The 25,788-nt window shown below is 36.4% G+C and carries 24 protein-coding genes; 5 read left to right on the top strand and 19 right to left on the bottom strand.

Annotated features, from left to right (window positions below):
• Positions 1–5: 5 nt before the first annotated feature.
• On the bottom strand, positions 6–1,280 hold the full coding sequence (gene larA / locus IV86_RS00940; RefSeq protein WP_002832877.1) for a nickel-dependent lactate racemase: 1,275 nt from the start codon (positions 1,278–1,280) through the stop codon (positions 6–8).
• A gap of 170 nt (positions 1,281–1,450) precedes the next feature.
• Here larA and IV86_RS00935 point away from each other — a divergent pair, with 170 nt between their 5' ends.
• Both IV86_RS00935 and IV86_RS00930 read left to right on the top strand, forming a co-directional pair.
• Complete coding sequence (locus IV86_RS00935) at positions 1,451–2,104, top strand: Crp/Fnr family transcriptional regulator (protein WP_002832876.1); 654 nt, start codon at positions 1,451–1,453, stop codon at positions 2,102–2,104.
• A gap of 20 nt (positions 2,105–2,124) precedes the next feature.
• Positions 2,125–3,132 (top strand): HoxN/HupN/NixA family nickel/cobalt transporter, encoded by a 1,008-nt coding sequence (locus IV86_RS00930; protein WP_002832874.1) that lies wholly within the window; start codon positions 2,125–2,127, stop codon positions 3,130–3,132.
• 120 nt (positions 3,133–3,252) lie between these two features.
• On the opposite strand, the gene rbsU is transcribed toward IV86_RS00930, so the two are convergent.
• The 8 genes from rbsU to IV86_RS00890 all read right to left on the bottom strand — a co-directional run bounded on the left by rbsU (position 3,253) and on the right by IV86_RS00890 (position 13,677).
• Entirely contained in the window at positions 3,253–4,137 is an 885-nt protein-coding gene (rbsU, locus tag IV86_RS00925; RefSeq protein ID WP_002832873.1) for a ribose/proton symporter RbsU, read from the bottom strand.
• Between the two features lie 37 nt (positions 4,138–4,174).
• Positions 4,175–4,570: a D-ribose pyranase gene (gene rbsD / locus IV86_RS00920; protein ID WP_002832872.1), complete on the bottom strand. Its 396-nt coding sequence runs from the start codon at positions 4,568–4,570 to the stop codon at positions 4,175–4,177.
• 12 nt (positions 4,571–4,582) lie between these two features.
• Positions 4,583–5,491 (bottom strand): ribokinase, encoded by a 909-nt coding sequence (rbsK, locus tag IV86_RS00915; RefSeq protein ID WP_002832871.1) that lies wholly within the window; start codon positions 5,489–5,491, stop codon positions 4,583–4,585.
• 96 nt (positions 5,492–5,587) lie between these two features.
• Positions 5,588–6,586 (bottom strand): ribose utilization transcriptional repressor RbsR, encoded by a 999-nt coding sequence (gene rbsR / locus IV86_RS00910; RefSeq protein WP_029258161.1) that lies wholly within the window; start codon positions 6,584–6,586, stop codon positions 5,588–5,590.
• Between the two features lie 148 nt (positions 6,587–6,734).
• The gene (locus IV86_RS00905) at positions 6,735–8,078 is read right to left on the bottom strand and encodes an Nramp family divalent metal transporter (RefSeq protein ID WP_056979295.1); all 1,344 of its coding nucleotides are present in this window, start codon (positions 8,076–8,078) and stop codon (positions 6,735–6,737) included.
• Positions 8,079–8,758: 680 nt separating this feature from the next.
• Positions 8,759–10,612, bottom strand: coding sequence for a hypothetical protein (locus tag IV86_RS00900; RefSeq protein WP_002832866.1), 1,854 nt, complete (start codon positions 10,610–10,612; stop codon positions 8,759–8,761).
• Positions 10,613–10,640: 28 nt separating this feature from the next.
• Positions 10,641–12,602, bottom strand: coding sequence for a glycosyltransferase family 2 protein (locus IV86_RS00895; protein WP_056979294.1), 1,962 nt, complete (start codon positions 12,600–12,602; stop codon positions 10,641–10,643).
• Positions 12,580–13,677 (bottom strand): bifunctional glycosyltransferase family 2/GtrA family protein, encoded by a 1,098-nt coding sequence (locus IV86_RS00890; RefSeq protein ID WP_056979293.1) that lies wholly within the window; start codon positions 13,675–13,677, stop codon positions 12,580–12,582. Before IV86_RS00890 ends, IV86_RS00895 begins: the two co-directional genes overlap by 23 nt.
• Before the next feature lie 376 nt (positions 13,678–14,053).
• Here IV86_RS00890 and IV86_RS00885 point away from each other — a divergent pair, with 376 nt between their 5' ends.
• A complete protein-coding gene (locus tag IV86_RS00885; RefSeq protein ID WP_002832863.1) occupies positions 14,054–14,662 on the top strand; it encodes a histidine phosphatase family protein in 609 nt (202 codons plus the stop codon).
• 50 nt (positions 14,663–14,712) lie between these two features.
• On the opposite strand, the gene IV86_RS00880 is transcribed toward IV86_RS00885, so the two are convergent.
• Positions 14,713–15,366: an AP2 domain-containing protein gene (locus tag IV86_RS00880; RefSeq protein WP_056979292.1), complete on the bottom strand. Its 654-nt coding sequence runs from the start codon at positions 15,364–15,366 to the stop codon at positions 14,713–14,715.
• Positions 15,367–15,486: 120 nt separating this feature from the next.
• Here IV86_RS00880 and IV86_RS00875 point away from each other — a divergent pair, with 120 nt between their 5' ends.
• Positions 15,487–16,080, top strand: a complete 594-nt coding sequence (locus IV86_RS00875; protein WP_002834651.1) for a recombinase family protein — start codon at positions 15,487–15,489, stop codon at positions 16,078–16,080.
• A 371-nt stretch (positions 16,081–16,451) separates the two neighbouring features.
• On the opposite strand, the gene IV86_RS00870 is transcribed toward IV86_RS00875, so the two are convergent.
• The 4 genes from IV86_RS00870 to IV86_RS00855 all read right to left on the bottom strand — a co-directional run bounded on the left by IV86_RS00870 (position 16,452) and on the right by IV86_RS00855 (position 19,743).
• Complete coding sequence (locus tag IV86_RS00870) at positions 16,452–17,084, bottom strand: SDR family oxidoreductase (RefSeq protein ID WP_002834104.1); 633 nt, start codon at positions 17,082–17,084, stop codon at positions 16,452–16,454.
• A gap of 127 nt (positions 17,085–17,211) precedes the next feature.
• Positions 17,212–17,898: a B3/B4 domain-containing protein gene (locus IV86_RS00865; RefSeq protein WP_056979291.1), complete on the bottom strand. Its 687-nt coding sequence runs from the start codon at positions 17,896–17,898 to the stop codon at positions 17,212–17,214.
• Between the two features lie 129 nt (positions 17,899–18,027).
• The gene (locus tag IV86_RS00860; RefSeq protein WP_002834107.1) at positions 18,028–18,717 is read right to left on the bottom strand and encodes a 2,3-diphosphoglycerate-dependent phosphoglycerate mutase; all 690 of its coding nucleotides are present in this window, start codon (positions 18,715–18,717) and stop codon (positions 18,028–18,030) included.
• A gap of 141 nt (positions 18,718–18,858) precedes the next feature.
• A complete protein-coding gene (locus IV86_RS00855; RefSeq protein ID WP_186823852.1) occupies positions 18,859–19,743 on the bottom strand; it encodes a hypothetical protein in 885 nt (294 codons plus the stop codon).
• 155 nt (positions 19,744–19,898) lie between these two features.
• On the opposite strand from IV86_RS00855, the gene IV86_RS00850 reads away from it, so the two are divergent.
• Positions 19,899–21,074, top strand: coding sequence for an SAM-dependent methyltransferase (locus IV86_RS00850; protein WP_002834109.1), 1,176 nt, complete (start codon positions 19,899–19,901; stop codon positions 21,072–21,074).
• Between the two features lie 141 nt (positions 21,075–21,215).
• Here IV86_RS00850 and IV86_RS00845 read toward each other — a convergent pair whose 3' ends face one another.
• From IV86_RS00845 to croR, 5 genes are all read right to left on the bottom strand, one after another.
• Positions 21,216–21,548: an AzlD domain-containing protein gene (locus IV86_RS00845; protein ID WP_002834110.1), complete on the bottom strand. Its 333-nt coding sequence runs from the start codon at positions 21,546–21,548 to the stop codon at positions 21,216–21,218.
• Positions 21,549–21,568: 20 nt separating this feature from the next.
• Positions 21,569–22,357 carry an AzlC family ABC transporter permease gene (locus tag IV86_RS00840; RefSeq protein ID WP_002834111.1) on the bottom strand — a complete coding sequence of 263 codons (789 nt, stop codon included), beginning with the start codon at positions 22,355–22,357 and terminating at the stop codon, positions 21,569–21,571.
• Positions 22,358–22,488: 131 nt separating this feature from the next.
• Positions 22,489–23,745 carry a serine hydrolase gene (locus tag IV86_RS00835; RefSeq protein WP_002834112.1) on the bottom strand — a complete coding sequence of 419 codons (1,257 nt, stop codon included), beginning with the start codon at positions 23,743–23,745 and terminating at the stop codon, positions 22,489–22,491.
• A 180-nt stretch (positions 23,746–23,925) separates the two neighbouring features.
• Positions 23,926–25,062, bottom strand: a complete 1,137-nt coding sequence (locus tag IV86_RS00830) for a sensor histidine kinase (RefSeq protein ID WP_002834113.1) — start codon at positions 25,060–25,062, stop codon at positions 23,926–23,928.
• Between the two features lie 11 nt (positions 25,063–25,073).
• Positions 25,074–25,763 (bottom strand): response regulator transcription factor CroR, encoded by a 690-nt coding sequence (gene croR / locus IV86_RS00825; RefSeq protein WP_002834114.1) that lies wholly within the window; start codon positions 25,761–25,763, stop codon positions 25,074–25,076.
• Between the last annotated feature and the right edge of the window lie 25 nt (positions 25,764–25,788).

The following is a 25,788-nucleotide window of genomic DNA, read 5'->3' as shown; positions in this document are numbered from 1 at the left end:
GTCTATTATTCAACGATTACCGATAATCCATCACGAATAACGGTTACTTTAGCTTCACTGCCTTCAATTTCAAAGGCTTTTTGCAATGCTTCATCAAATGTTGTTGCTAAATCCATGTGCATACTGCGGATTAATTCAGGATCTACCAAATCAGAAACATAAATAACATGATGATGAACCAAAATACGTGCTAAAATTTGTGAAGTCCATTGATCAGGAACAGTTTCTAATCTTGGTGTGTTAATTGCTTGATCTAAAAATTCTTTTGGATCGTCTACATCAGCTAAATTATGATAGAAACCTTCTCCACCATGTCCATCACTAGAGCCGGCAACCATAATGATTACGCCGCCTTCTTTATTAGTTGCTTCAGCAGCGGTCATTCCCTTTACGGCTTGATAGATATTTTGATCAAGGGGAAAACCACCATTGGTTGAAATAGCAATATCGCTAGGAACCTTCTTAACACTAGCTAATTCTTTAACAAAATCACAACCAACTTTATGAGCTGCTTCAACATCACCTGCAAATGAACCGATGATTTTCTTATCACCATCTAAAACAACGTTGACAATGAAAGCCAATTTTGCGGTGCGAGCTGCATAAACCATATCCTTATGAATTGGGTTATGCATTAAATTACCCGTACGGGCTTTATTAGAGTTAATAAATTCGCCAGAGTGGTTAGCCATAATTGTTTTATATGATGCAATACCAGGTAAAACAGCTTTTCTACCACCAGAGAAACCAGCAAAAAAGTGAGATTCAATAAACCCTTCTGCTAGTAACAAATCGGCTTCAGCAGCGACTTTATTGATAATGCAATCTCCACCAGAAGGTAGTTGTCCAATTTTTACCATTGAATCATCGTCTGTTGAAAAATGCATTACGATTTCTTCGTTCTCTACAATTTCTGAACCATATTTATTAATAAGTTCTTCTTTAGTAGATGGACGATGAAAACCGGTTGCCACGAGGATTCGAATTCTTGCATCTGGAGCTACCGAACGGATTCGACGTAAAATAATAGGTGTAATTATATGCGAAGGTACTGGTCGAGTATGATCAGAACTAATAAGAACAATGTTCTTCTTTCCCTTTGCAAGTTCTTCTAAGCTGGGACTTCCAATGGGATTGTCCATTGATTTTTCAACAGTTTCCTTTTCACTTAACGGATTCTGGAAACTTTCAGCTTTAGATTCTAATAATCCAGCAAAATTTTTGTCTGGAATATTAGCAGTAATATTTCTTTTATCGTACGGTAGGTCAATTTGTACCATAACTTAATACACACTCCCTTATTTTTGGCGCTAGACAATATATTAGGCTATGTAAAATCGACCGGGTATCACATTTGGGTATAACATTTGTTACACTTCTCACAATTTTTTCTTATGATAATAGATGTCTGTACATATTATTTACTTTTAGACATATGGAGAGTTAAAAAATGAACACTAGCTATTTAATTGACTTTTTAGAGAATAAACAGGTTTCTACAATTACCAAAACAAAACATTCCTATCTGACCTATCATGGTTTAGAAGAAGGTTATACATATGTCTTGAAAAAGGGAATTGTCAAAACCAGCATCATTTTAAAGAATGGTCGAGAATTTAACCTTTCTTATATAAATTCGACTGATATTGTTTCGCTTTTGAGAGATGAAATTTCTGCCTATACGGCTTCGCCTTTGAACGTGCGTATTGAATCTGACGAAGCTATTTTTTATCGCATCCCGCGTAAAACATTTTGGGATTATGTTAATCACGATACTCATTTACAAGATTACGTGCGTGACTACTATCGAATTAAATTAACCCAAAATATAAAATCGTTACAATGGATGACTATGAACGGTAAGAAAGGTGCCGTCTGCGCCTTTATCTATAAGTTAATTGATATTTTTGGTAGGCGTGGAGCGACTGGTATCTTGATTGATTTTCCCATTACTAACGAAGAAATCGCCAATTTCTGTGGGATTTCAACTAGAAACAGCGTTAATCGAATTATTCATGATTTAAAAGAACAACACGTAATTGATATCAAGAATCAGAAAATTTTTATTTACGATGAAAATTATTTACGTGAATTTACAATTTAAAAGTTTGGGGAGATATCACTATGAAAAAGAAATTATTTTATGGAGCACTTCCATATTACGCAGCCAGCTTGGCTATCCATATTTTGGGCATTATCTTACTATTAGTTGCTGCTCAAAAACATCCTAGTTTCTTGGGATTAGGTGCGTTAGCCTACACTCTTGGACTACGCCATGCCTTTGATGCCGATCATATAGCTGCGATTGATAATACCGTTCGTTTATTAATTCACCAAAAGAAGCAACCTTATGGAGTCGGATTTTTCTTCTCATTAGGCCACTCTACTGTTGTATTTCTAATGGCTTTAGTCGTTAGTATTTCTGCTAAATGGGCCCAAGTTAAGCTACCCATTCTAGAAGCCATTGGTGGAAAAATCGGTACGATTGTATCCGGTAGTTTTCTTATTTTAATCGCCTTTTTTAATTTAATGGTCTTAATCAAACTTTATAAATCACTGAGATTAGTAAAATCCGGTCTTGATGAACAAGAATTAAACGATTTACTGCTATCTAGAGGTTTTATTGCTAACTTAGTTTCTCCTTTATTCAAGAAAATCGTTCATGCTTGGCAGATGTATCCAATTGGATTCCTATTTGGTTTAGGCTTTGACACCGCCACTGAAATTGCCTTGATTGCACTATCGGCAACGGCTGCTCAATCAAACGTATCGGTAGCCGGAATCATCGCCCTCCCAGTTTTATTTGCCGCCGGAATGAACGTGATGGATACAACCGATTCCGTGATGATGTCAGGTGCCTACACATGGGCATTTGATACTCCTAAGCGTAAGGCTTACTACAATTTAACCGTTACTTTTGTTTCAGTCATTGCAGCTTTCTTAATTGGTTTAGTCGAGTTAGGCAACGTCTTTGCTGACTTTACCCACGTTAATTCTAGTTTCATCACATGGATTCAATCGATTGATTTAAATTGGCTGGGCTATGGTCTGGTAATTGGGTTCATATTAATGTGGAGTTTGGCTTATCTTTTTTGGAAATTATTTATTCAGAAAAACGAACAGCACGCATAAAAAGAAACAGCATTTCAACTGTGAAATGCTGTTTCTTTTTGGACTAATTCGAGTGAATACAAAAAACACGTTCCTAATATCAGAACGTGTTGCAAACTTTTTAAAACAAATTATTTTTTATTAAATCATGACTGTAATTGTTGCAGCAACTAAGATTAATACTAATCCACCAATGGTTACTGCCATTTCTTTTGGCGTCTTCTTTTGACCTAGGAACCAAATTCCAGTTAAGGTAGCTAGAACCACTGAAGTTTGTGAAAGAATAAATCCAGTGGCCAAGCCGTTCATGTTTGGTTGAGCTGAAATTAAATATGTGAGTGCAGCAAAAGCAAAGAAGAAACCAGACCAGATTTGGCGGTAAGATACTGCTTCAGTTAATGCTGATTTTTCACCTCGCATTGAGAGGAAGATTGCATATACTACACCAACGATTACCATACCAATTGCTTGAGGTAAGAATGCATGCATTCCATCGACTGATGTAGCTTGAGGAGCGGCAGAATATGCCCAATAACCAATTTCACCTACAGCCAACCAAGCGACTGCTTTAGTAATCAATTGGGTATTTTCTTTAGACTTATGTTCTGACCAGACCGTGAGTGAAGCACCAATAATAATCAAGACTAGCGCAACTGCACCAATAATTTTAGCCGTAACTCCAGGCCAATTTCCTAGAGCAATCACACCCCATAATGAAGCACCTAACAGTTGGAAAGCGGTAGTAATAGGCATGGCCCGTGAAGATCCAATCATTGCAAAGCACTTAAATGTAATAATTTGAGCGCTGGCCCAACCAATCCCTGAAATAACGGTAAAAACCAAGTCCATTCCAGTTGGTAAGGCTAATCCTTTGATTAGAGCAAAAACAAAAGCAAAGATAAATGTTCCAAAAGCTGTACCTACAATCTGATTTACCGGACGTCCACCGAATTTAGATGCAATTGTTGGAAATAATCCCCAACCTAATAGTGGTCCAAGTCCGATTAATAACGCTGTCGTGTTCATGTAATTCCTCCTTAATTAATTGACGAAATTGCTAAATTTAAAATACAACGCCACTTTCTAAAATAATATTAGAATAAGGAGTCATTTCACCAGTACGAACAAATGCGTGGCAATTATTCAAATCTTTTTTCATATCTGAATGTGGCATAAAAGTAATTGGTGTTTCAGGCATTAAAGCTTTAATATTTTCTAGCATCTTAGGATTTTCGGTCTTAATTTCTTCTGCTAGATAAATTCTTTGAACTTCAAGTTCTTCTAAAACGTTAGTTAAAACTTGCATGAAACTAGGAATTCCATTATCTACTGCCAAATCAATCTTTTCTGTGCCCATTGGAACGGGCATTCCAGCATCACCGATACTTAATTTATCAAAGTGACCCATTTGAGCAATTACCCGTGACATATCTGAGTTAATCATTTTAGTTTTCTTCATTGTTATTTCCTCCTATTTTTCCAATTCTTTTTTGTAAGGGATTGATGGTTGAGCACCAAAGCGTTGTACAGTTAGGGATGAAGCTTTATTACCATATAAGATGGCATCTTCTAAGTTACTAAAGTCTTTATTCAAAACGGTGCTCATTGCTCCAATGAATGTATCTCCAGCGGAAGTTGTATCAACAGCCTTTACCTTAAATGCGGGGATAATTCCACTTTTACCATTAACATCGTAGAAGGTTCCTTTGCTACCAATGGTAATCAAAACTGCTTCAATTCCTTCATCATGTAATGCTTTAGAAGCTTTCTTCATACTTGCTTCATCTGTTACTTCGATTCCGGTTAAAATTTCAGTTTCAGTTTCATTAGGAATGATCATATCCGTTACTGCTAATAAATCACTAGGAACTTTTTCAACCGCTGGAGCAGGATTCAAGATTGTTTTAACGCCTGCTTCACGAGCAATCTTAAAGGCTTCCGTAACTGAATCTAAAGAACTTTCAAATTGAGCAATAATGAAATCACTATTTTTGATTAAATCAGCTTTAGACTGGACATATTCTGGAGTAAATGCAGTATTAGCACCCGCATGAATCATGATTTGATTTTCACCAGCGTCATCTACTACTATGTATGCTTGTCCTGTAGATTGGTTATCTAAAGTTTCAATTCCGCTCATATCAATATTTTCATGTTCCAATAATTCTAACATTGCACGACCAGCATCGTCATTACCAACTGCACCAATAAAGTTTGTCTTAGCTTCAGAACGCTTAGCAGCTACAGCTTGGTTAGCTCCCTTTCCGCCGCCAGCTGAAAAAATTTCTTTCGTATGCATGGTTTCACCTGGTTTTGGCATTTGTTTTACTCGGATAGTACGGTCTAAGTTAATGCTCCCAATAATTGTTACAGTGTTCATGATGGATTCCTCCGTTTTCGATTATCTTTTTACTTGTTTAAAACGTTTTATGAAAACGTTTTAATAGCATATCAAAAATATAGCACATTGATTCTATTAAATCAAATGTGCTGTGGAAAATCTTTTCACTAAGTGAACGGGTAAAGTCTTCTCTTCCCAGTTCTTATCAGGAGTTTCAATTCTTTCAAGCAGCATGTTAGCTGTTGTCTGACCTAACTCAAAAATAGGTTGTGCAATAGTGGTCAGTTTGGGAACCATATATTCACACATATCAATATTATCGTAGCCAATCACACTATAATCTTCAGGAATCTGCTTACCAGCTTCGGCTAATCCCAAATAAATTCCTAAGGCAATTTCGTCATTGACCGCAAATATTCCGGTAACATCCGTTGCTAAAATTTTAGCAACGGCTTCCCGACCGCCAATTTTTGATAGCTGGGCATCGATAATTTCAATTTGTTTTTCTTCATATACAGAACGTACTCCAGCTAAACGACCACAAACATTTTCAGGTGCATTAGTCGGCATGACTATGGCAATTTTTTGATGCCCTAAATCTTTCAAATGTTGAGCGGCTTGAGCTCCACCTGAAAAATCATCTGTTAAAACGGCGTCACTAATTCCATCAGCCTTTTTCTGATCAAGAACAATAAATGGATGATTTTTAGCTTTTAAGGTGGCATTAATAGATTCATTTGAAATTACTGAACTAGCAATAATAAACCCATCAACCCCACGTCGACTCAATTCAGCTAAGTAAGCATCTTCTTTTTCCTGGTCAAGATCTGCGTTACAAAGCATAGTTATAAATCCCTTTTGATAAAAGATATTTTCAATTCCACGAACTAATTCACTAAAAAATGGATTGGTAATATCGGGTACTAAAACACCAATCGTTTTACTTTTTTTCATAATCATTCGACGAGCAAAGTAATCGGGCTCATAATTTAAATCTTTTTTTGCCTGAATTACCTTTTTTACCGTAAGTGAACTAAACCGAGCTTCATTTCCATTTAAGATTTGCGAAACCGTCGAGATTGAAACTCCTGATTGTCTAGCAACATCTTTAATCGTTATCTTTTTTGTTTCCATTTTTTCACACCAATACCTAGACAGTTATTTTTTATATTTTTAGTTTACACCATAAGATAAAAAAATACCCATTTCGTTTAGAAATGAGTATCTTTGAAACAAACTTTGAAGTTCAATTTAAGTTAATTAAACGCTTATATATCAGGTCTTATTTGATTAAACCTAGCGTTTGAAGGATTAAATATATATTTAACAAAATCAAGACAATTGTTGCAGTCCAAGCACACCATTTTACCCATGCTCGATTAGCAAATTCACCCATCAACTTTTTACTGCTTGTATATATAACCAGAGGAATTACCGCAAACGGTAAAGCCACACTTAAGAATACTTGCGAGAACGTTAGTAAGTTTTCAATTTTAGCTTCATCACCGTGGTAATAAATGGCAAAAATCAAAACTGGTGCCACAGAAAGGACTCGAGTCACCAAGCGTTGTACCCACAATGGGACACGTAGTCGAATGAATCCTTCCATGATAATCTGACCAGATAATGTTCCGGTAATTGTTGAGCTTTGTCCAGAAGCAAGTAAGGCTACAGCAAATAGCATACTAAGTACTGGGCTAGCAATGGCCCCAACGATTTGGTTATTACTTAAAGCATTAAACAAATCAACGAAACGTCCTAGTGAACTATCCGTTCCATAGAATAAGGCCGCTCCCAAAATCAACAGTAAACTATTAACAATGAAAGCTAAGAATAGTTGCATATTAGAGTCAATCGTTGAAAAACGAATTGCTTGAGCGACATTTTCCCGATCTTTTCGGTCCACTTCACGAGTTTGTGAAATTGAAGAACCCAGATACAAATCATGGGGCATAACTGTCGCACCGACAATTCCTAGTGACAGATACAACATTGAGTTATTACCTAAAATCTCAACTGAAGGTACATACCCTTTGATAATCCCTGAAATACTTGGATCAGAAAGCAGTACTTCGTACGCAAAAACAATTAAAATAACAGCAACTAAGGTTGCAACAATTGCTTCGATTTTTCTAAAACCGAGCTTCATTAATAGCAGCAATATCAAAACATCTGCCGCTGTAATCAAAATACCAATAATTAATGGAATATGGAATAACAGCTCCAATGCAATTCCAGATCCAATAATTTCGGCAATATCTGTAGCCATAATCGCTAATTCAGCGACAATCCACAGCAAGAATCCAACTCTTTTACTCGTTCGTTCACGCGTTAACTGTGCTAAATCTTTTCCAGTTACAATTCCTAGTCTCGCTGACATTGCCTGTAAAAGCATCGCGATTAAACTAGAAAGCAAAATAACTGAAAGGAGCGTATATCTAAATTGCGCCCCACCCGCAATTGATGTAATCCAGTTACCTGGATCCATATAACCAACCGCAATTAAAAATCCGGGTCCGGAGTACGCCATCAGCGTCTTCCAAAAGCCTGCATTCTTAAGTACCTTGATACTACCATTAATCTCGTCCAGGCTCTTACTATCTACTTCATCAAGTTTTTCTGACATATTGAGTCCCTCTTTTCTATTGGTTTAGAAATTCGGTAACTTGAAATAAACTCTCCACCATAAAATTGATCCATTTTTATAAGAAAGCAAAAAAATGGATCAATCCACCAATGAATTGTTAGTTTTTATTTTTCTAACGGAGCGCTCTTTTCAAAAACCATAACTACTATACCATATTAATTAATAAGAGTGGCAACTAAGATTCGGTTTTAAGGCTAATTATTTCACTATTTCCTTATACTGAATTGTCTTCATAGATAAAATAATTTATACACATCAACCTTGTATCCCCTACCTGAATTTTTTAGTTTATGTTAGTCTGGAAAAATCCAAAAATTTGAACCAAGATTGTTGCAATGTGGATTTATCATGCTTCGCAACTCTAGGTTTTGTCACCTATAATTTGTTTTCATCTCCCTAACACATAAAAAACATACAGAGCATTAACCGCCCCTACAACCCACCAGTTGAACGTAAAAACATCGGGTAGGAAAGATACCACCCACCAACTCAAACCGCTTGTAATCAGCGCAAATAAGATAATCCGCTGAATTTTATCCCTTCGTTTCATTTTTTCACCACGCTTAGTTCTATTATTAATCTACTTCTATTCCTCTTATTATACTTAAAGTACTAAAAAAGCTGAAAATCACAATTCACTTGTCATTTTCAGCTTACTCTTAAACATTAATTTTATTTACTTTTTGTAAACCATCTTTGGTGACTTTAAATAACCCCGTTTTATAATCCTGATGGTACGTTTTTTCCAGCATGGTCGTAAATGTTCGATGCCATTCAGGTAACACCACATAATCATACTGTTTAATGGTGTTTTTGAACTCCGCTTGAGACATCATGAAGTTTTCCTGTCCAACAACTTGATCGGAAAAGAAATAATAACGTCCCACATAACCCGCGTAATAATTATTTACATCATTAAAATGTGGGTCAACTAATAGAATTTTCTGATGATTGTACTGAGTACTCTGCTGAGCTATTTGTTTTAATTGTACCGGCAATTGTTCTTTACCTAAGGTGTTATTGTACTTAATTCCGTTAATTTCAGAAAACATCAAAATGGAGGCAAACAACATTAAAACCAATGATGATAACTGATAAACATTTTTGGTAATAACATTACTGAAAGATCGGATTCCTCGTTTACTAACATCTTCTTCAAAACTAGCTCGGTCCATCGCTACAACCAGCACCATAGTCGCTAATAGCAGGTTTAGAATCACCATGCTTGAAAGATAGCGTTCAGATCCATCTAACAGGATTGCTTCTGCATAGGGCATTGAAACAATATACATCGCAAATACACTGATGTAATAGGCGATAAAACTGATATCAATAGCTATTAAACTTTTTAGCAGGTTATTCTTTTTACGTAAAAACCAGCGAATAATAATCCAAGCTCCGAGTAGACCGACGTTAATAAGTAATACTCCACGCGTCGATAGCGAGTTAAAACTCAAAATCTGATGTAAAAATTTACTTCCAATTTTAGCAATTACGGCTGAACTTTCATGGGCTAACTGACTCTTGTACGCATCTGTACTAATTTGATGTTTTGACACAGCGCTGAAAGTTGCATGCACATGCTGATTCCACCAGAAGAATGGTAAATAGCCTAGTCCCATTGTCACGACGGTTTGGCTGATGCCTTTACCCAGGCGTTTCCAGCGTTGACCTTGTCCATTGGTAACTAAAGAATACAACAAATAACAGCCTAGCATCACTACATACATCGTTCCAGAATTTTTAATCAGTAAAAGTTCCGCACTAAATAAAGACGCTGTAGCACACTGCAACCAAGGCGAGCGACGGTAAGCATAAACTCCCGCAAATCCTGCGGCGGCGACTACCGGAAGGACAAAATCAACTAATAAATTATTCATTCGAATTGAAATATTAAAAATATTAATAATTGAAACAGCAAAACAGATTACAAATGAGTTGGTTGAACGAGTTCGATCCCGTAAAACCGCAAATATTCCGTAAATACTGGCCCAAATCAATAAAAACTGTCCTAGTAACATAGCACCATCACTAAAACCTACCCATGATACAAACTGAGTAATGAATAAAGCCGTCGCCGGTGGATAAGAAGTAAACGAAATAATGGTATCTGCCGCAACTGGCAAATGACCTTGAAATAGGAGGTATTTTATGATTAATGCCCAATGTGAATAATTATCATAGTGAATCAACGGGCTGGCAAATAAGATGCGTCCCATAATAATTCCGATAACAATCATCCAAACATCAAAATAATGGATACCTTCAAAAGGTAACTTTCCCACTCGGAAAATAATTGATCCAATTCGAACTACTACAAAAATGCAGCCTAAAATAACGACTGCTTTTAGTCCAAATTTTAACCAATTTAGCATCGCCAAAACATACAATAGCAACGTTTGAATTACCATCGATGTAATCCAGGACATGTATTTATTCACACCTGCCATGCGAACCATCCCAGTATATCCAATTTGGGCCATGATAAAGACGATTAATCCCGATATTGACATAAAATACACCTACAATTTCTTAAACTAATTACCGTTGTCTCATAAATTGAGTAGCATTTCTTTCTAATTCTTTCATTCTTAGAATAACATTTAAATGAAGTTCATCAAAAGGCGTCATCCAGTGGTCTTGCTCTTTTGATAAGAATTGATTCTCCCCATCGTAAATTAACTGAAGATAATGATCTTGATCTTCTTTCTTATCAATTTTGACTACCACCCCATACCAAATCGGTTCCGTATCTACCGCTCGAGCAACAGTACATTTAAACTTAATCGGAAAGTTTTCGTGATAAATAATTCCTTCGACTTGATCGTTCATTTTTAGGCGTAAGTCCTTATTAACAAATTCAAATGAAAAACCACCATCTGAAACATCACGGGTTTTAAACTTAGCCCATTCGCCATTTACCATAATTTTACCTTTAGCATGCCGAACAAACCGTTCACTCTTACGATTGATATCACGTTTCATGGAAATAAATAAACAGAAGCTTAGGTTAATAAAGTGCATTACTAACCAGAAAGTGATAACACTTCCGACAATGATTTCTGATCCCCATTTTCCATAATTGAACTTCACAATCGCTAATAAGGTTAAAGCCCACATAACAAAATATGGAATAATGTAGAGTTTATCCACAATCGAAAATTTAACATTTTTATCTGTTACCTTAAATTTCTTAGCTTTGATCCCAATTGATTCCAAAATAACTGGAATAAACAAATATGGAGCAAAGAAAGTTTCCTGGGTTTCCCCCCAGCGTTCGTTTCTGATATTGCTGGAAGTATCTCCCAAAACAAAATGCAATAAGAAGTATCCTGGGGCCCAAACAATCATTAAAATCCAGAAATTAGCATTAACAGCTTGAACTTTGAATAACGCATACAATAACGGAGCTGCAATATAAATTAACCGTCTAGAAAATGACCACCAATAAAGCCATGTATTAATCAAAATAATTCGATTAAGTAAGGTAATCTTCGGATTAGTAAAGATATGCATGTTTCTGCAACTCTGAATAACTCCTCGAGCCCAGCGAGTTCTTTGCTTAATAACACTCTTAATATCAACTGGTGTGATTCCACTTGAAACGGGTTCACGAGTAGCAATACTAATGTAACCTTCACTGTTAATCTTTGTTCCTAACTCAAAATCTTCTGTAATCGTATCCGTTGGAAATCCTCCAACTTTATCAACAATTTCTCGCAAAAAAACTGCGTTTGATCCCGTAAACAAGGCATGTCCGTTAGAACCATTTAACACATTGACATCCCGCGAAAAGAAGTCCTGTTCATTTACTACAGCATCTTGCAAAAAGAGATTAAATTGAAAAATATCCGCATTATAAAAACTTTGAGGAGTCTGAACAAACCCAATTGGCTTAGTATGATCTGGATCCTCTTCCAATTCCGCAAAATTTTCTGTAAAAAATGGGACACTACTAGTTAAAAAATTAGAAAAAGGCATCATATCTGCATCAAAAATAGCAAATAGAGGTGCATCTAACTGTTCCAGCGCATTATTAATATTCCCCGCTTTAGCATGTTTATTTTTTTCCATCGTCACATAGTTAACCTGATATTCTTTAGCTAGTTCTCGTACTTCTGGACGATTCCCGTCATCTGCAATTACGATATTAACTTTACTTTTATCAGGATAATCCATAAAGGTTGCTGCATTGACTGTTTTTCTTAGCAACGAAACTTCTTCGTTATGCGTAACAATAATTACGTCAATTTTAGGAATCGGCTGTTGCAAATTAAACTTAGGAATTTCTAGTTTTTGGGTCTTATCTGCTCGGATTAATCTAAAGATAATCAATACATAAGCAGTAAAACTAGAAAAGATTTCACTCCCTACTAGCAATAAAGCAAAAATCAAAGTGAATATGTGCGCGTGCCATGGAATAGTAAAAAATATGCGCCACAACAGATAAATTACTGATAAAACAATCGCTAAAATATAACTAACTTTCTTGATTTTTGGCATAATTTACCTCAGTATCTTTTTTGAAAATAAAGTCTTTTTGAATTTGGTAACTAATGATAAATAATGTGAAGTCAACCATCATTTTAGCCAACATGGGGGCAATGCTATTTCCATTATGTGGTAACCAATTGGTAACTAAGTCCGTTAGATAACCTGAAAGAATCATCTGCACTATAAATAAAGCCCCGTATTTAATGAAAGTTTGCCGCCCACCTCCATTAAAAACAACGCGATGATTCAGCGTATAATTAACTACCGCTGAAAGTGCTCTAGAAATAACTGTTGCTAGGATAATACTATCTAACACATGGTTTCCCATTAGTAGGATAATTCCTTCAAAAAGCGCAATATCAACAATAAAAGAAATAATTCCGCTCCCTGCAAATTTAAAGAAACGGGCATAGATTGCAAGCGAGTCTCGAACCACTCGAAAATGAGATGACTTATTACCATCCAAATAAATGGTTGGAATGGGTTGCTCAATCACTTTTACATCGTATTTACGCGCCTGAAGCAACATATCAAATTCGAACTCAAAACGGTCTCCAGGAAATTCAATTAACTGATCTACATATTGGTGAGGAATAATTCTTAGACCTGTTTGTGTATCTGAGATATTCTGGTGAGTTAACAACTTCACTAATTTACTTGTTAAGACATTTCCGAATTGACTTCGTGCGGGAATTTCATTAGTAAATTTACGAACTCCAATAATCAAGTCTGTGGGATTTTCTTCGAACTTCTCCATACATGAGCTTAAAGCTCCCACGGTATGTTGTCCGTCTGAATCCATTGTCGCAATCCCTTCGATTTCTGGAAAATAGTTGCGGATATAACGGAAAACATTTTTCAACGCCGCGCCTTTTCCTTCATTATGTTGATGATGTAAAACATGAATTCGCTGTTCTCCAATTTCCTCAAGTTCTTTAAAAACAGCTTGGTTCGTGACCGCACTGCCATCATCAACCAATACTAGCGCATCAAAATTAATCACATTATTTAATAATTCATGGACCAATTTAATTAACTTTTGGTCCGGATTTAAAGCTGGAATCAAAATCCCATATTTTTTCATAATTTCACCTATTATTTAAACTCAAAATAAAATTTTCCACCCTATATCATGATACACTCTATACACCTTAAAGAAGTGCATTAACATTCAAATGTAATAAAAGTGTAAAATAAATCGTTTTACCAGTATAAAACACAATCCGTTTGTACATTATCTTTCACCCTAGTAATAATTCACGCTGTAAATAACCAGCGAAAACCCATTATACTTAACTTATTTGACTAACGCAATAAACTTTGAGACGTAAAAAAGTTTTTTATTGAAATTAATTTTAAACAAAACATATCTAAAATAGAAAAATACTCTCAATGTCTAAGTTATGGTATCATCGTAAATGTAAGCGTATTAACAAACAAAAACGGCGGTGACTTAAACAGTGGATTTAACAATTGTACGACATAGTATTAGTAGCGATAACGGTCGCGGATTAATTTCGGGGGCTGGTTCTGATGTTGATCTTTCAGAAGCTGGAATCGAGTTAGCCCAAGAGGCTCAACGTGCTTTTGACTGGAATCAATTTGATCAAGTTTTCTCCAGTCCCATGCGTCGGGCTAAACAAACGGCCGAATTACTCTTAGGTGACCAAGCTTCAGCGATTAATTTTGATGAACGTTTAACTGAAATGAATTTTGGAGACTGGGATGGAACTGCCGAAGACGCAATTTTTGAACAATATCCTGAAATTTTCAATCAAATGGGGATGTTTAATGAGAAGTATTCCGATTATGCACCCAATTCAGAAAGTTACGATGAGCTGGTTAACCGCGTAACAGGCTTTTTAGATGAATTGAAGCAAAAATATCCGACTGCATCAATCCTACTCATTTGTCACGGAATGACTACGCGAGCTCTCTTTGCTGCCTTACTCCACGTCAGTCCTGCCCAATTTGGTAAGATTGGCAACGTTACTTTAAATCAAATTCATCTAGATGAAACTAATCATTTTGAACCCCGCATTGATCTTTACAATCAAAAATTAAATTAAAAAACGGATTGAAGCCTCCAACATCATGAAGGTTTCAATCCATTTTTTGTTTACACACTAGCTTTCGAATTTAGATATTTCTTTTCTGCTTCCTTTCGGGCCTGAACAGCGTCTTCAAAGTCAGCAAAACTTGAATTTAAAACTAAACTACCCTTAACCATCATCCTAGCTAACCATCTTTGAGCGTGGTTATCAAATGACACACCGATTACACCGCTGGTATTTCTAGCCCCAATTTTAATGGACTGAATGGGATTTCCATTAACATCTTTTAACGCATCAATATTTCCCATCCTAGCTAAAGTCGCTTGATTAGCTCGGATTTGATAGGCTGCTTTTTCTTTTCGTAAGCATCCACAACTACGTACGCTACCACGACGTAGGCGATAACCATCCGCTTCAATAATGTTTCCACATGTACACTCACAAACCAAAAAGGTGTTACCTGCGGCACTCTTCTTTGATGCAACTCGCAAAACTTTTAATCTACTAAATTGTTGCCCAGTTAGATCATATCTAACCCGTGAGCAACTACCGCAGCTTTTAGTGCTACCTACCTTCAAATGCTGTAACTCCACATCTGTTTCATTACCACAATCACATACGCAATGCCAGATTGTATTACCATTTTTAGCTTTGCCAGAAGGATACTTGGCAACTAACTTACCAAATCTTTTATTAGTTATATCAATCCGAATTTTCATGACCAACCTCCTCATCAGGGTGTGCATTATTTAAGCCAAAATACACATGAAGTTGTATTTTGAAGGTACACACCCTAAAAAACAGACATTTAAAGGTCTAAAATCTAGGAGGTTTTATTTATGAAATATGGTTATGCTCGGGTAAGCTCGCAGGACCAAAACTTGGCACGTCAACTACAACGTTTAAAAGAAGTTGGAATGGATCGTATTTACGAGGAAAAAATATCTGGAGCAATCAATGAACGTCCGGAATTGATGAAGGTTTTAAAACGCCTTAAACCGGGCGACGAACTCTACGTTATCGAGATGGAACGTTTAGGAAGAAACAATGAATATCTTACTCACATTTTTATGGAAGTTTATTTAAAGGGGGCCAAATTAGTTATTTTGGATTTGCCCACTTTTGATGATATTGATGATGCAAACATGCGTAATTTCTTGAGAAATATTTTTATCGAGACAAAGAAATTCCAGGCAGAGTCGGAAAGAAAGCGAATTCGGATTCGACAACGTCAGGGAATCGAATTGGCCAAAAAGCGGGGGGTTTATAAAGGACGTCCAATTCTTTTTGGACCAGATGTTAAAAATCAAGCACGCCGAAAAACGTATTTTGAAATCGTCGAAATGTTAAATGCTGGTCAAAAAGTTACCAGTATTAGTCAAAAAACCGGAACCAGTCGGACGCTTATTTATCGGATTAAAAATGAAATCTAGGAATCATTTTTTCGTAAGAATGCTCAAAAACTATATCGTATAAAAAAGTTATTTTAACGATAAGCATTTTGAGCTATACTTAGTTTAGGCGCTGAACTATTCTAGTGATATATTTAAAAATATAAGGTAATTAATTGTTTTTTTAGGGTGTACCCTAAAAAAGCATTGCATTATATATGATATTGCCTAAGCGGTATAATTTTTAGCGTTAATTAGTTTTATTTGTTTCTATTAATGAAAGAAACCTTTATTTTATTATAAAAATCTCTCAGAATGAAGTGATTTAGACTATCTACATCCTGATTCAATAAAAATAGGGTTACGACATATTTAAATACGTCGTAACCCTATTTATTTTGTAAATTTGTTAATTAAAGTTCCGTTAGTGCGTCGTCAATATTTTGGTCACCATCACTCATCCGGATAACTTTTTTGATTGTATTATCATGTTTAAGTAAGGCTGCCAAAACCTGAGCAACGTTTGGAATAGCATTTTGCTTACCACTACCGTTGATGGATACTTTTCCAGTACCTTTTTCTTCAGTAAGGCTAGCAGGTTGTAAAATAGTATAATCTAATTTGGTATTAGAAATTAAATAATTATCGGCAAAGAACTTAGCGATATTATAATCAGTTAAATCTGCTAATCCTTCCCGATGCCATTCCTGGGGTTCTAATGAAAACATTGAGCTGAGCATGATAAATCGTTTAATTCCATTTTTTTCTGCAGCTTGCATAACTTTTACTGCTCCAAAGGCATCTGTCTGCAAAAGGTCCTTTCCCCGAGAACCTGCTACAAAATAAACTGCGTCCACATCCTTAATGCTTTTGGTCATTTCATCTACATCGTCATGTAAATCAAAATGCACTGGAGTGACATGTTCTAACTCAATTACCCGTTCAATCTTTCTGGCTCCAGCTACTACTTCATGACCATCGCTAACCAAATCCTTAATTAGATTTTCTGCAACTCGACCAGTTGAACCAACTACAAAAATTTTCATATTCCGCCTCCATTATTAACTTAATCTACTGCCATTATACAAAAGATACGAATAATGCGTTGGAGAGACGACTTATCTTCTCAAGCTTTATCAACTGGATTGAGCAAAACATCATTTGATTTAATTTCTATTGAGCTTGCAACGTAAAATGCTCACCAGTCGCATTCAATTTGCTTTCAACTAGTTCTTTTAATTTTTCAATGGCTGATTTCGCACGTTGAGCTTGATCGGCATTAATTGCTTCAATCACCATGACAGCATCAGTTGTATCTTCAGTTAACATCGTTCTCTGGGCTTCACGCCAATTAAAACAACGACAAATCGCACCAGTTGCGTCATAATAGATTACTTCCCCAGGTAAAGCTGGTTCATCTTCATCTGAGCCTAAAGGACGAAAACTTTCTCCTCCCTTTGCCACTCCTAGATGCATGGTTCCATCCATTTTTTGTAAGTCTTCTCCGCCACAAGGAACCCCGTATTCCAATGAAATACTATTATAGATGTCTACCAATGGATTAATCGGACTTAATGATTTCCCTTGAGACACGCGTTTCAAAAGTGCTTCAATTGAAGCCCGCGCCCCTTTTTTCTTTTTAAATTTAGTAAAAGCAGTCCGCCACTCACTAACGACTGGATTATCTCGAAAAACATCATTAGCAATATACTTTTGTGATTTTTCTATTGCACTATCTAATAATTCCTGATAATATTCATCAGCTTTAGATTGGTTATTAATCCCTTTAACCACCAAAACTTCAAAACGCGCCTCTGGAAACATTTGCCAAATTTCTTCATCAATTTTCAATGCTTGCATCATTAATTCCTCCTTTATGAGTTATCCTTGCTTATTATCTATCAAAATAGGTGCAAATGCAACAAAAATATTAGTAAACAAAAAAGTCCCAATTCAAACCGAATTGAGACTTCTTGAACTTAACTAAAATTAGTTAAGCTTTGTTTTGCTTTGTACTTCAAGCTTTTCGTTGAAGTCGTAGACAACTGGTTCACCAGTAGCCATTTCAAGATTAATAATATCTTCATCAGAGATATTTTCGATGTACTTGCTCAATGCACGTAGTGAGTTACCATGTGCAGCAATAATAACGTTCTTGCCATCGATTAACTTAGGAGCAATTTCGTCTTCCCAGAAAGGAATAACACGTTCAAGAGTAACCTTAAGGTTTTCACCACCAGGAATGATACGTGGGTCTAAGTTAGCGTAACGACGATCGTTTGCTGCTGAACCTTCATCATCTGCATCCAATAGTGGAGGGAGAACGTCGTATGAACGACGCCATGTGTGAACTTGGTCATCGCCCCATTTTTCAGCTGCTTCAGCCTTGTTTTGGCCTTGAAGAGCACCATAATGACGTTCGTTTAAGCGCCATGTCTTTGTTTCAGGAATCCATAGTTGGTCTGAACCTTCCAAAGCATAGTGCAAAGTCTTGATGGCACGAGTTAATACTGATGTGTAAGCTTGATCGAATTCGATACCAGCTTCCTTGATTAACTTACCAGCGTTTTGTGCTTGTTTAACACCTTCGTCACTAAGATCTACATCAACCCAACCAGTAAATTGGTTTGATAAGTTCCATTGACTTTGTCCATGACGGATCAAAACTAATTTTGCCATATCGTTTAAATACCTCTTTCTTGAATTAAATTTCTAACATTATAATTTTACAATTTTTGAGCAATTAGTACAAACTGAAAATGAAGAAGTTTCCACAAAAAGCCGATTAACTAGCTAAAAACTATTCTTCAATGGTATCACTTATAGGAATATCTTCATTTTCGGTTGACCTTGATTTTGTCTTAGAGGATTCAGCTTTAGACGAACTACCAGTCTGTTCATTTTTTTTGTAGAACTGTTCTCCGTTGCACTACTGCTGGATGACTCTTTTGCATTAGACTTAGCTGTTTTTTTAGTAACGCTTTTACTACTATTTTGCTTACTAGGAACCGTTTTATCTGGCACAGCTGTAGATGACGGAATTGGCCCGCCATAACGTGGTAGACCCTGTTGGCCCGATCCCGTTTCCATACTATTCTCGTTATTATCCGGCGTCGTATCCGTATTAAATGAATTTTGATCCGCTACAATTCCAGCGTTATTAAAACGCTGAAGCACTAGGGCTTGATCATAAATCGTCTTGTAATACTCTTTTGAAAATTCTTTATCGCTTAAGAGCCCATCAATGATTGCATTAGATCCGTAAAAATCCCAAGCTTCATTTTTTTGCTTAGCTGCCGTTAATTTTTTATTGAATTTTTTAACATTCTGCTTAATTTTATCAATTAATTTAACTTTAGTTTCGCTCCGCTGCTTTAAAGTGGCCGAAGCCTTTTTATAGGTGAGCACAGTTTGATAATCCCCACGCGCACTAGTAAATTCATTACTCTTAAATTCAGAACTTGCTCGCATATACATTTTCGTTTGTGCCAGTAAATTAGCAGCTTGTTGGTCATCTTTCCTAATGGTTATGGCTCGTGAAAAATAGTTTTTAGCTGCAGTGTAATTGGTCTGATCAATTGCTGTTTTTCCATTCGTGATATTGCGCTCATACTGTACTTGTTCTTCGTGATAATGAGCGACTGCATATCCGCCAACAACACCGGCGACCAGAAAAATTAACACTGCCCAAATCCATTTTTTCATTGCCTAACCTCCTTTACATATCTGATTTATTATACCACGTAAATAGCATTTAACTTACTGCTTAGTCTTGAATATAATGCTTCACATTTGAAAAAAATGTCAACAAAGTTTATAACAGTAATATAACTCTTTTATTTTAGAAAGGATCTGACACAATGCTTGAGAAACAATTTTACAAATCGTTTTTAAAGCGGACATTTAACATTCCAGTACGCGTCAATTACTGGGATGGAAGTTCTGCAGTATATGGAACGGGGGATCCTCAAGTCACCATAACCTTTAATAAGGCCATCCCAGTTAAAGCTATTCTAAAGAATGCTTCGATTGCACTAGGTGAGGCCTACATGGACGGTACCATCACCGTCGAAGGTAGTTTACAACAACTAATCACATCGGCATATGAAAATGCCGATAGTTTCTTCCATAATAAGAAATTTATTCATTTTCTCCCTAGACAAGGACATAATGAAAAAGAAAGTATGGAGGACGTCCAAAATCATTATGATATTGGTAACGACTTCTACCGTCTTTGGCTTGACCCTACCCTGACTTATTCGTGTGCTTATTTTGAAAGTGATCAAGATACCCTTGAACAAGCTCAAATGAACAAGGTTCGTCACATTATTCGTAAACTTCATCCCCAACGTGGTAAAACCTTGCTTGATATTGGTTGTGGCTGGGGAACTTTAATGCTCACAGCTGCTAAAGAGTTTGATCTTAAGGTGGTTGGAGTAACATTAAGCAAAGAACAGTACAATCTAGTTAATCAACGTATCAAGGACGAAGGGCTCGAAGGAGTAGCTGAAGTTCGTCTTCAAGATTATCGTGAACTGGGTGATGCTAAATTTGATTACATCACTAGTGTAGGTATGTTTGAACATGTTGGTAAAGAAAATCTCGGAATTTACTTTGAAAATGTAGCAAAATACCTTAAAAATGATGGAGTAGCTTTAATCCACGGCATTACTCGTCAACAAGGTGGCGCCAACAATGGTTGGTTAAACAAATGGATTTTCCCTGGTGGATATGTTCCCGGACTAGTTGAAAATATCGATCATATCATTAATAGTGGTCTTCAAATTGACGATATGGAACCACTACGTCGTCATTACCAACGGACAACTGAAATATGGGACGTGAACTTCAATAAGCATCGTGCTGAAGTTCAAGAAATGTTTGATGAACGGTTTGTGCGCATGTGGGATTTATATCTCCAAGCATGTTCAGCATCATTTGAATCAGGTAATATTGATGTCATTCAATATCTCCTCACTAAAGGTGCTAGCGGACGCGTTCTCCCAATGACTCGTGACTACATGTATGAAAAATAAAAAAAGATTCATGCCGAAGACAATAGTTAGCCTTCAGCATGAATCTTTTTTGTATTAATCGTTCAACCTATAAGCTATATAAAAAACACGCTCATTTCAACGAATGAGCGTGTTTAAAATTGCATTTTACAATATTTATTATTAAATTATTAACGTTAAAATCATTACTGTTACGAGCCCTACAATAACTGACATCGCCATTGAGCGCGTCCAATAGGCAATTAGAATAACAACTAGCCCACCAATAATCAAGGCAAGATTTCCACTAGTAACTAACGTATATTTGCTTGAAATAAAGATTCCTTTGACAACCAATGCCGTAAATAACGAAATTGGTACGTACTTCATCCAATCGTTAAACCACTCTGGGATTTGGCGCTTTGAAAAGAATAGTAGTGGTAAATAACGTGGAGCAAACGCCACAAAGAAACCGAGAATAATAATCAATAGATGATCTAATGAACTGTACTCCATGCGTGATTTCTCCTACCAAATTAAAGAATATCTGACTCTTTTTTTTCGATTTCTTCGATGATTGGACCACCTTTACGTGAACCAATATCTTGTAATAATGCACTCGCTGGTCGTTTTTTTACTAGTAACTCTTCGATTAAAAATCCAGTAAATGACGCGATCAAAGTTGATGCCACGAGACCTAAGGTACTCTTAGTTATAATCATACATACTGCAGCAAGGGCACCTGAAAAGATACAAATCAGCAATGAAAGTCGAGATTTAATTTGCATCACAATCATATAGATAAATAAGGCGGTCAAAGCAAAATCAACTACAGTTAGATTAATACTAAGCACACTACCAATCAATGAACCCACAATATTAGAAACGGTCCAAAAAAGGAGTGACCAGTGCTCAACTTGGCGAGCATCATTAGGGGTCCAGTGTTTATCTGTTGCAAATTTTAAATAGTTTACAGCGTAGTTTTCGTCATTCAAGGAAAGAGCAAATGTAAAAATCGAACTACGACTCTCACCTTGTAGATATTTCGATAAACTTGAACCTAGCAATGCGTATCTTAACTCTAGGAAGAAGAGCATCAAAACAATCGTCAGGATAGGAGCGTTAACTGTTAACATTTGCGCAATCAAAAATTGGGCCCCACCTGAAAAAATAACTAAGGAAACTAATCCAGTGAGTAACGTATTGAAACCAGCAGCATGTAATAGAATTCCACATGCTAGCCCAATCGGCGTGTAACTTAAACAAAGTGGCCACGCTACTTTAAATGTTTCTTTCCAGCGCGCCTCCGTTTTAATTTGTTTCAAAGTTTGTCCTCCAAAAAAACTAGATATAAAAAGAATACATTAATTTTTTGCAAAGCATACGAATTAATTCTAACACGCTAAATAAAATTTTAATAGTAAAGCCACTAAATATCCCTCTTTAATCGCGTCCTTTAACTAAACCAATCAGCTATAGAACGCCCCAAACGAACAAAAATATTAGCTTTTTTCACATCTTGAGTTGGTTTCAATTTCACATGTACACCTTTACCATTTTCAAGGAATTGGTCCTGATTGCCTTTAACATTCGCCGTCGCAATTACCTTAGAATGTTTAATGGGTGCTTTTTGTTTTGGATCATTTAATTTAATTGCATTGACATGCAGTTTTTCGCTCCGACCTTTTGGAACCCAGTAATCTAGCGGTTGGGCCAGTTCTAATTTAACATCCGCAACTTTAGCTGAGTTAATTTTAACAGAGGCTTGATTCTTTAAATTGGAACTTAAAACGGCCAACTTAGTCATCAACGCATTCCAAATCGTTTTGGTATCTGTGAAACGTCGATTTTCACTGGAACCTAATACGACACTGATTACTCGGTGACCTTTAATTTTACCGGTGGCAGAAAAATCCTCTCCGGCTTTATCTGATGTACCTGTTTTTAGACCATCAATTTGGTATTTTGTTTCATACTGTTCCGCGCCTTTTAGTAGTTCATTATGATTAGTAATTTCAAGTTCTTCTTTTCCAGTATTAAAAGTTGTTTTTTGGATTTTAGTGATATTTAGAATCTCAGGGAATTCTTTTAAGACATGGGAAATTACGATTGCCATATCTTTAGCAGACATTTCGTTTTCTATATTTCCAGATGTGCCAGGGTACTTTTCACTACCAACTTGACTTTCTAATAATCCCGCCGCGTTGTACAATTTTGCATCTTTAATACCCCATTTTTTCACGATTGCCCGCATTTCATTGACAAATTTTTCCGAAGTTCCTGCTTGGGCTTTTCCTAAAGCTAAAATTGCCGCGTTAGCTGAATAAATTAATGATGCATCTAACAAGTTACGCACTGTGTAGGTTTGATTGGAAGAAAGCGGAACGTTGGTTAATTCACTGTTGTTACTAACTTCTTCCAAGCTCTTATTGATAGACACTTTTTGATTCCAATGCATTTGGCCCTCTTTAACGCTCTTCATGATGAGGTAAGCTGCCACAATCTTCGACATTGAGGCAATCGGACGAACTGTGTTTTCATCCTTGCTATATAGAATCTGGCCTGTGTTTTCATCAACTGCAATCGCTGATTTAGCAGTGATATTACTAGTGGTTGCTTCAATAACTGATTCGTTATTTTCAGCAGCTAGCGCTGGCGCAAAACTCGTCATCATCATTAAAAACGCAATCAGCATCGTGTATAATTTTTTCATAATCTAACTCCTGATCCGAATAAAAAAGACTGTTCCAAAAGGAAGTCTATTTTTCAATGTGGTAACTAACAAGTTAATCTCTTAAAATTTAGTCGCCACAATTGAAGCGTAGCTCTTTGACGAATAGCTCTAAACCATCCTTCAAATCTTTCATCACAGTCTTTACATCTTTTAAATTTTCTATGGTAAGTCCTTACTTACCGGTTGATGCAATGGCAACTGAATCACAAAGCTCGTTCGCTTATCGTTCGAATGAGCTTCGATAGTACCATTATGCATTTCAACGATGCTTTGAGCAATAGCTAATCCAAGTCCTGTTCCTCCAGTGGCTTTGGAACGGGAACCTTCCACTCGATAAAAGCGGTCAAAAAGCTTGCCAAGGGCCTCAGCAGGTACTTTTTCACCATCGTTAGCAACTTCAAAAATTACCGTATCATTAATTTGTTTGGCACTCAAAAAAATATTTTTACCACCATTACCATATTTCAAGGCATTGGTTATCAAATTGTTGAACACCCGACCAATTTTTTCGGCATCCCCGGTAATTTCTAAATCTTTCGGCGTACATTTAGAAGTAATCACAAAATGCTTCTGCTTAGCTTCCAGTTCAAAACTAGCTGCTAACTGTTGAAGCATAGAATCCACATTAATCGTATTAATTGTCAAATGGGGATTAGATTGACTAACCTTGGTATATTCAAAAAGGTCCTCTACCAGTGATTTCATCTGAATTGATTTTAAATATGCTGTATGCGTATATTTTAAAATGTCATCTTCATTTTTAAATTGACGATCTTCAATTAACCTTAGATAACCAATAATTGAGGTTAATGGCGTACGTAAATCATGCGATACATTGGTAATTAAATCATCTTTAGATTGCTTAAGCGCTCGCTCTTCTTCCATGGAGCTAATGACACTGTCAACCAGTGAGTTCACACTATCCACCACTCGTTGATGGTCTCCACTTAATTCAAATGGAATACGATGATCAAAATGACCATTAGCAATGTAATGTAATTCGGCAATAATATGACGTAACTGCATTTGCTTGTAACGTCGTTCTAAGCGCCAATAAAGTACCCCTGCATCAGCCAAAAACATGATTAAAATAAAAATCTTTTGGTAGCTCCAAATCTGTACGCCGCCAATTGTAATTGAATTTTTAACCATAAAGACCGCGTTTGACAAAGCTGGATTCGACTTTAAGGCACTATCAATTAAGATAAAAACTGATAAATTGAGTAATAGTAAAAGAATTACCGTAATAACTCCTTCACCAAACAATTCATATTTTTCACGCCCCGTTAACTTCATTTGAATCTCTCCTAGTGCGCGACTACTTTATATCCAACGCCCCAGACGGTTTCAATAACCTTTTCACCACCCGTAGCTTCTTCAATCTTGTCGCGTAAATGACTAACGTGTACCATTACTGTTTTAGCTGAAATCACACTCTCCTGTTGCCAAACACGTTCAAAAATCTCATCTGCTGAGAACACCCGGTTAGGATGGCTAGCTAAAAGATATAAAATACCGAATTCAAGTGCTGTTAATTGCACATCTTTTCCAGCTAAAGTCCGAACTTCATGTGAATCACTGTTGATGATTAATGAACCAATGTCCAAAATTTCTGGTTCATCAGCTGTCATATCTTTTTCACTACGCCGTAGAAGTGATTTTACACGAGCCATGACTTCTAGTGGATTGAAAGGTTTAGCTACGTAATCATCCGCTCCAGTCAAGAGCCCCTTAATCTTGTCCATATCATCTGTTTTAGCAGACAACATTAAGATTGGTAAGGATGAATCCTTACGCACTTCCCGAACCACTTGCATCCCGTCCATTTCCGGCATCATAATGTCTAAAATCATTAAGCTAATATCCGGATCGGTACGTAATTTAGACAAAGCTTCTTTTCCATTGTAAGCAGATACTGGTTCGTAACCTTCATTTTTAATATAAATGTCTAATAATTCAACAATTTCTTTATCATCGTCAACAACTAAAATTTTCATTGGTGAATCTCCCCTTTTTACTGTC

Origin of the sequence: Pediococcus pentosaceus (genome assembly GCF_001437285.1) — a bacterium.
In the GTDB taxonomy this organism is placed as follows: domain Bacteria; phylum Bacillota; class Bacilli; order Lactobacillales; family Lactobacillaceae; genus Pediococcus; species Pediococcus pentosaceus.
This window is presented reverse-complemented; position numbering and strand designations above follow the sequence as displayed.

What these genes read in the sequence shown, in the direction of transcription:
- IV86_RS00850 (WP_002834109.1), top strand. Translation starts at nt 19,899, where the DNA reads ATGCTTGAGAAACAATTTTACAAATCGTTTTTAAAGCGGACATTTAAC.
- IV86_RS00860 (WP_002834107.1), bottom strand. Translation starts at nt 18,717, where the DNA reads ATGGCAAAATTAGTTTTGATCCGTCATGGACAAAGTCAATGGAACTTA.
- IV86_RS00865 (WP_056979291.1), bottom strand. Translation starts at nt 17,898, where the DNA reads ATGCAAGCATTGAAAATTGATGAAGAAATTTGGCAAATGTTTCCAGAG.
- IV86_RS00870 (WP_002834104.1), bottom strand. Translation starts at nt 17,084, where the DNA reads ATGAAAATTTTTGTAGTTGGTTCAACTGGTCGAGTTGCAGAAAATCTA.
- IV86_RS00845 (WP_002834110.1), bottom strand. Translation starts at nt 21,548, where the DNA reads ATGGAGTACAGTTCATTAGATCATCTATTGATTATTATTCTCGGTTTC.
- IV86_RS00880 (WP_056979292.1), bottom strand. Translation starts at nt 15,366, where the DNA reads ATGAAAATTCGGATTGATATAACTAATAAAAGATTTGGTAAGTTAGTT.
- larA (WP_002832877.1), bottom strand. Translation starts at nt 1,280, where the DNA reads ATGGTACAAATTGACCTACCGTACGATAAAAGAAATATTACTGCTAAT.
- IV86_RS00835 (WP_002834112.1), bottom strand. Translation starts at nt 23,745, where the DNA reads ATGAAAAAATTATACACGATGCTGATTGCGTTTTTAATGATGATGACG.
- rbsR (WP_029258161.1), bottom strand. Translation starts at nt 6,586, where the DNA reads ATGGAAACAAAAAAGATAACGATTAAAGATGTTGCTAGACAATCAGGA.
- IV86_RS00830 (WP_002834113.1), bottom strand. Translation starts at nt 25,062, where the DNA reads ATGAAGTTAACGGGGCGTGAAAAATATGAATTGTTTGGTGAAGGAGTT.
- croR (WP_002834114.1), bottom strand. Translation starts at nt 25,763, where the DNA reads ATGAAAATTTTAGTTGTTGACGATGATAAAGAAATTGTTGAATTATTA.
- rbsK (WP_002832871.1), bottom strand. Translation starts at nt 5,491, where the DNA reads ATGAACACTGTAACAATTATTGGGAGCATTAACTTAGACCGTACTATC.
- IV86_RS00855 (WP_186823852.1), bottom strand. Translation starts at nt 19,743, where the DNA reads ATGAAAAAATGGATTTGGGCAGTGTTAATTTTTCTGGTCGCCGGTGTT.
- IV86_RS00900 (WP_002832866.1), bottom strand. Translation starts at nt 10,612, where the DNA reads ATGTCAATATCGGGATTAATCGTCTTTATCATGGCCCAAATTGGATAT.
- IV86_RS00905 (WP_056979295.1), bottom strand. Translation starts at nt 8,078, where the DNA reads ATGTCAGAAAAACTTGATGAAGTAGATAGTAAGAGCCTGGACGAGATT.
- IV86_RS00895 (WP_056979294.1), bottom strand. Translation starts at nt 12,602, where the DNA reads ATGCCAAAAATCAAGAAAGTTAGTTATATTTTAGCGATTGTTTTATCA.
- rbsU (WP_002832873.1), bottom strand. Translation starts at nt 4,137, where the DNA reads ATGAACACGACAGCGTTATTAATCGGACTTGGACCACTATTAGGTTGG.
- IV86_RS00935 (WP_002832876.1), top strand. Translation starts at nt 1,451, where the DNA reads ATGAACACTAGCTATTTAATTGACTTTTTAGAGAATAAACAGGTTTCT.
- IV86_RS00890 (WP_056979293.1), bottom strand. Translation starts at nt 13,677, where the DNA reads ATGAAAAAATATGGGATTTTGATTCCAGCTTTAAATCCGGACCAAAAG.
- IV86_RS00875 (WP_002834651.1), top strand. Translation starts at nt 15,487, where the DNA reads ATGAAATATGGTTATGCTCGGGTAAGCTCGCAGGACCAAAACTTGGCA.
- IV86_RS00930 (WP_002832874.1), top strand. Translation starts at nt 2,125, where the DNA reads ATGAAAAAGAAATTATTTTATGGAGCACTTCCATATTACGCAGCCAGC.
- rbsD (WP_002832872.1), bottom strand. Translation starts at nt 4,570, where the DNA reads ATGAAGAAAACTAAAATGATTAACTCAGATATGTCACGGGTAATTGCT.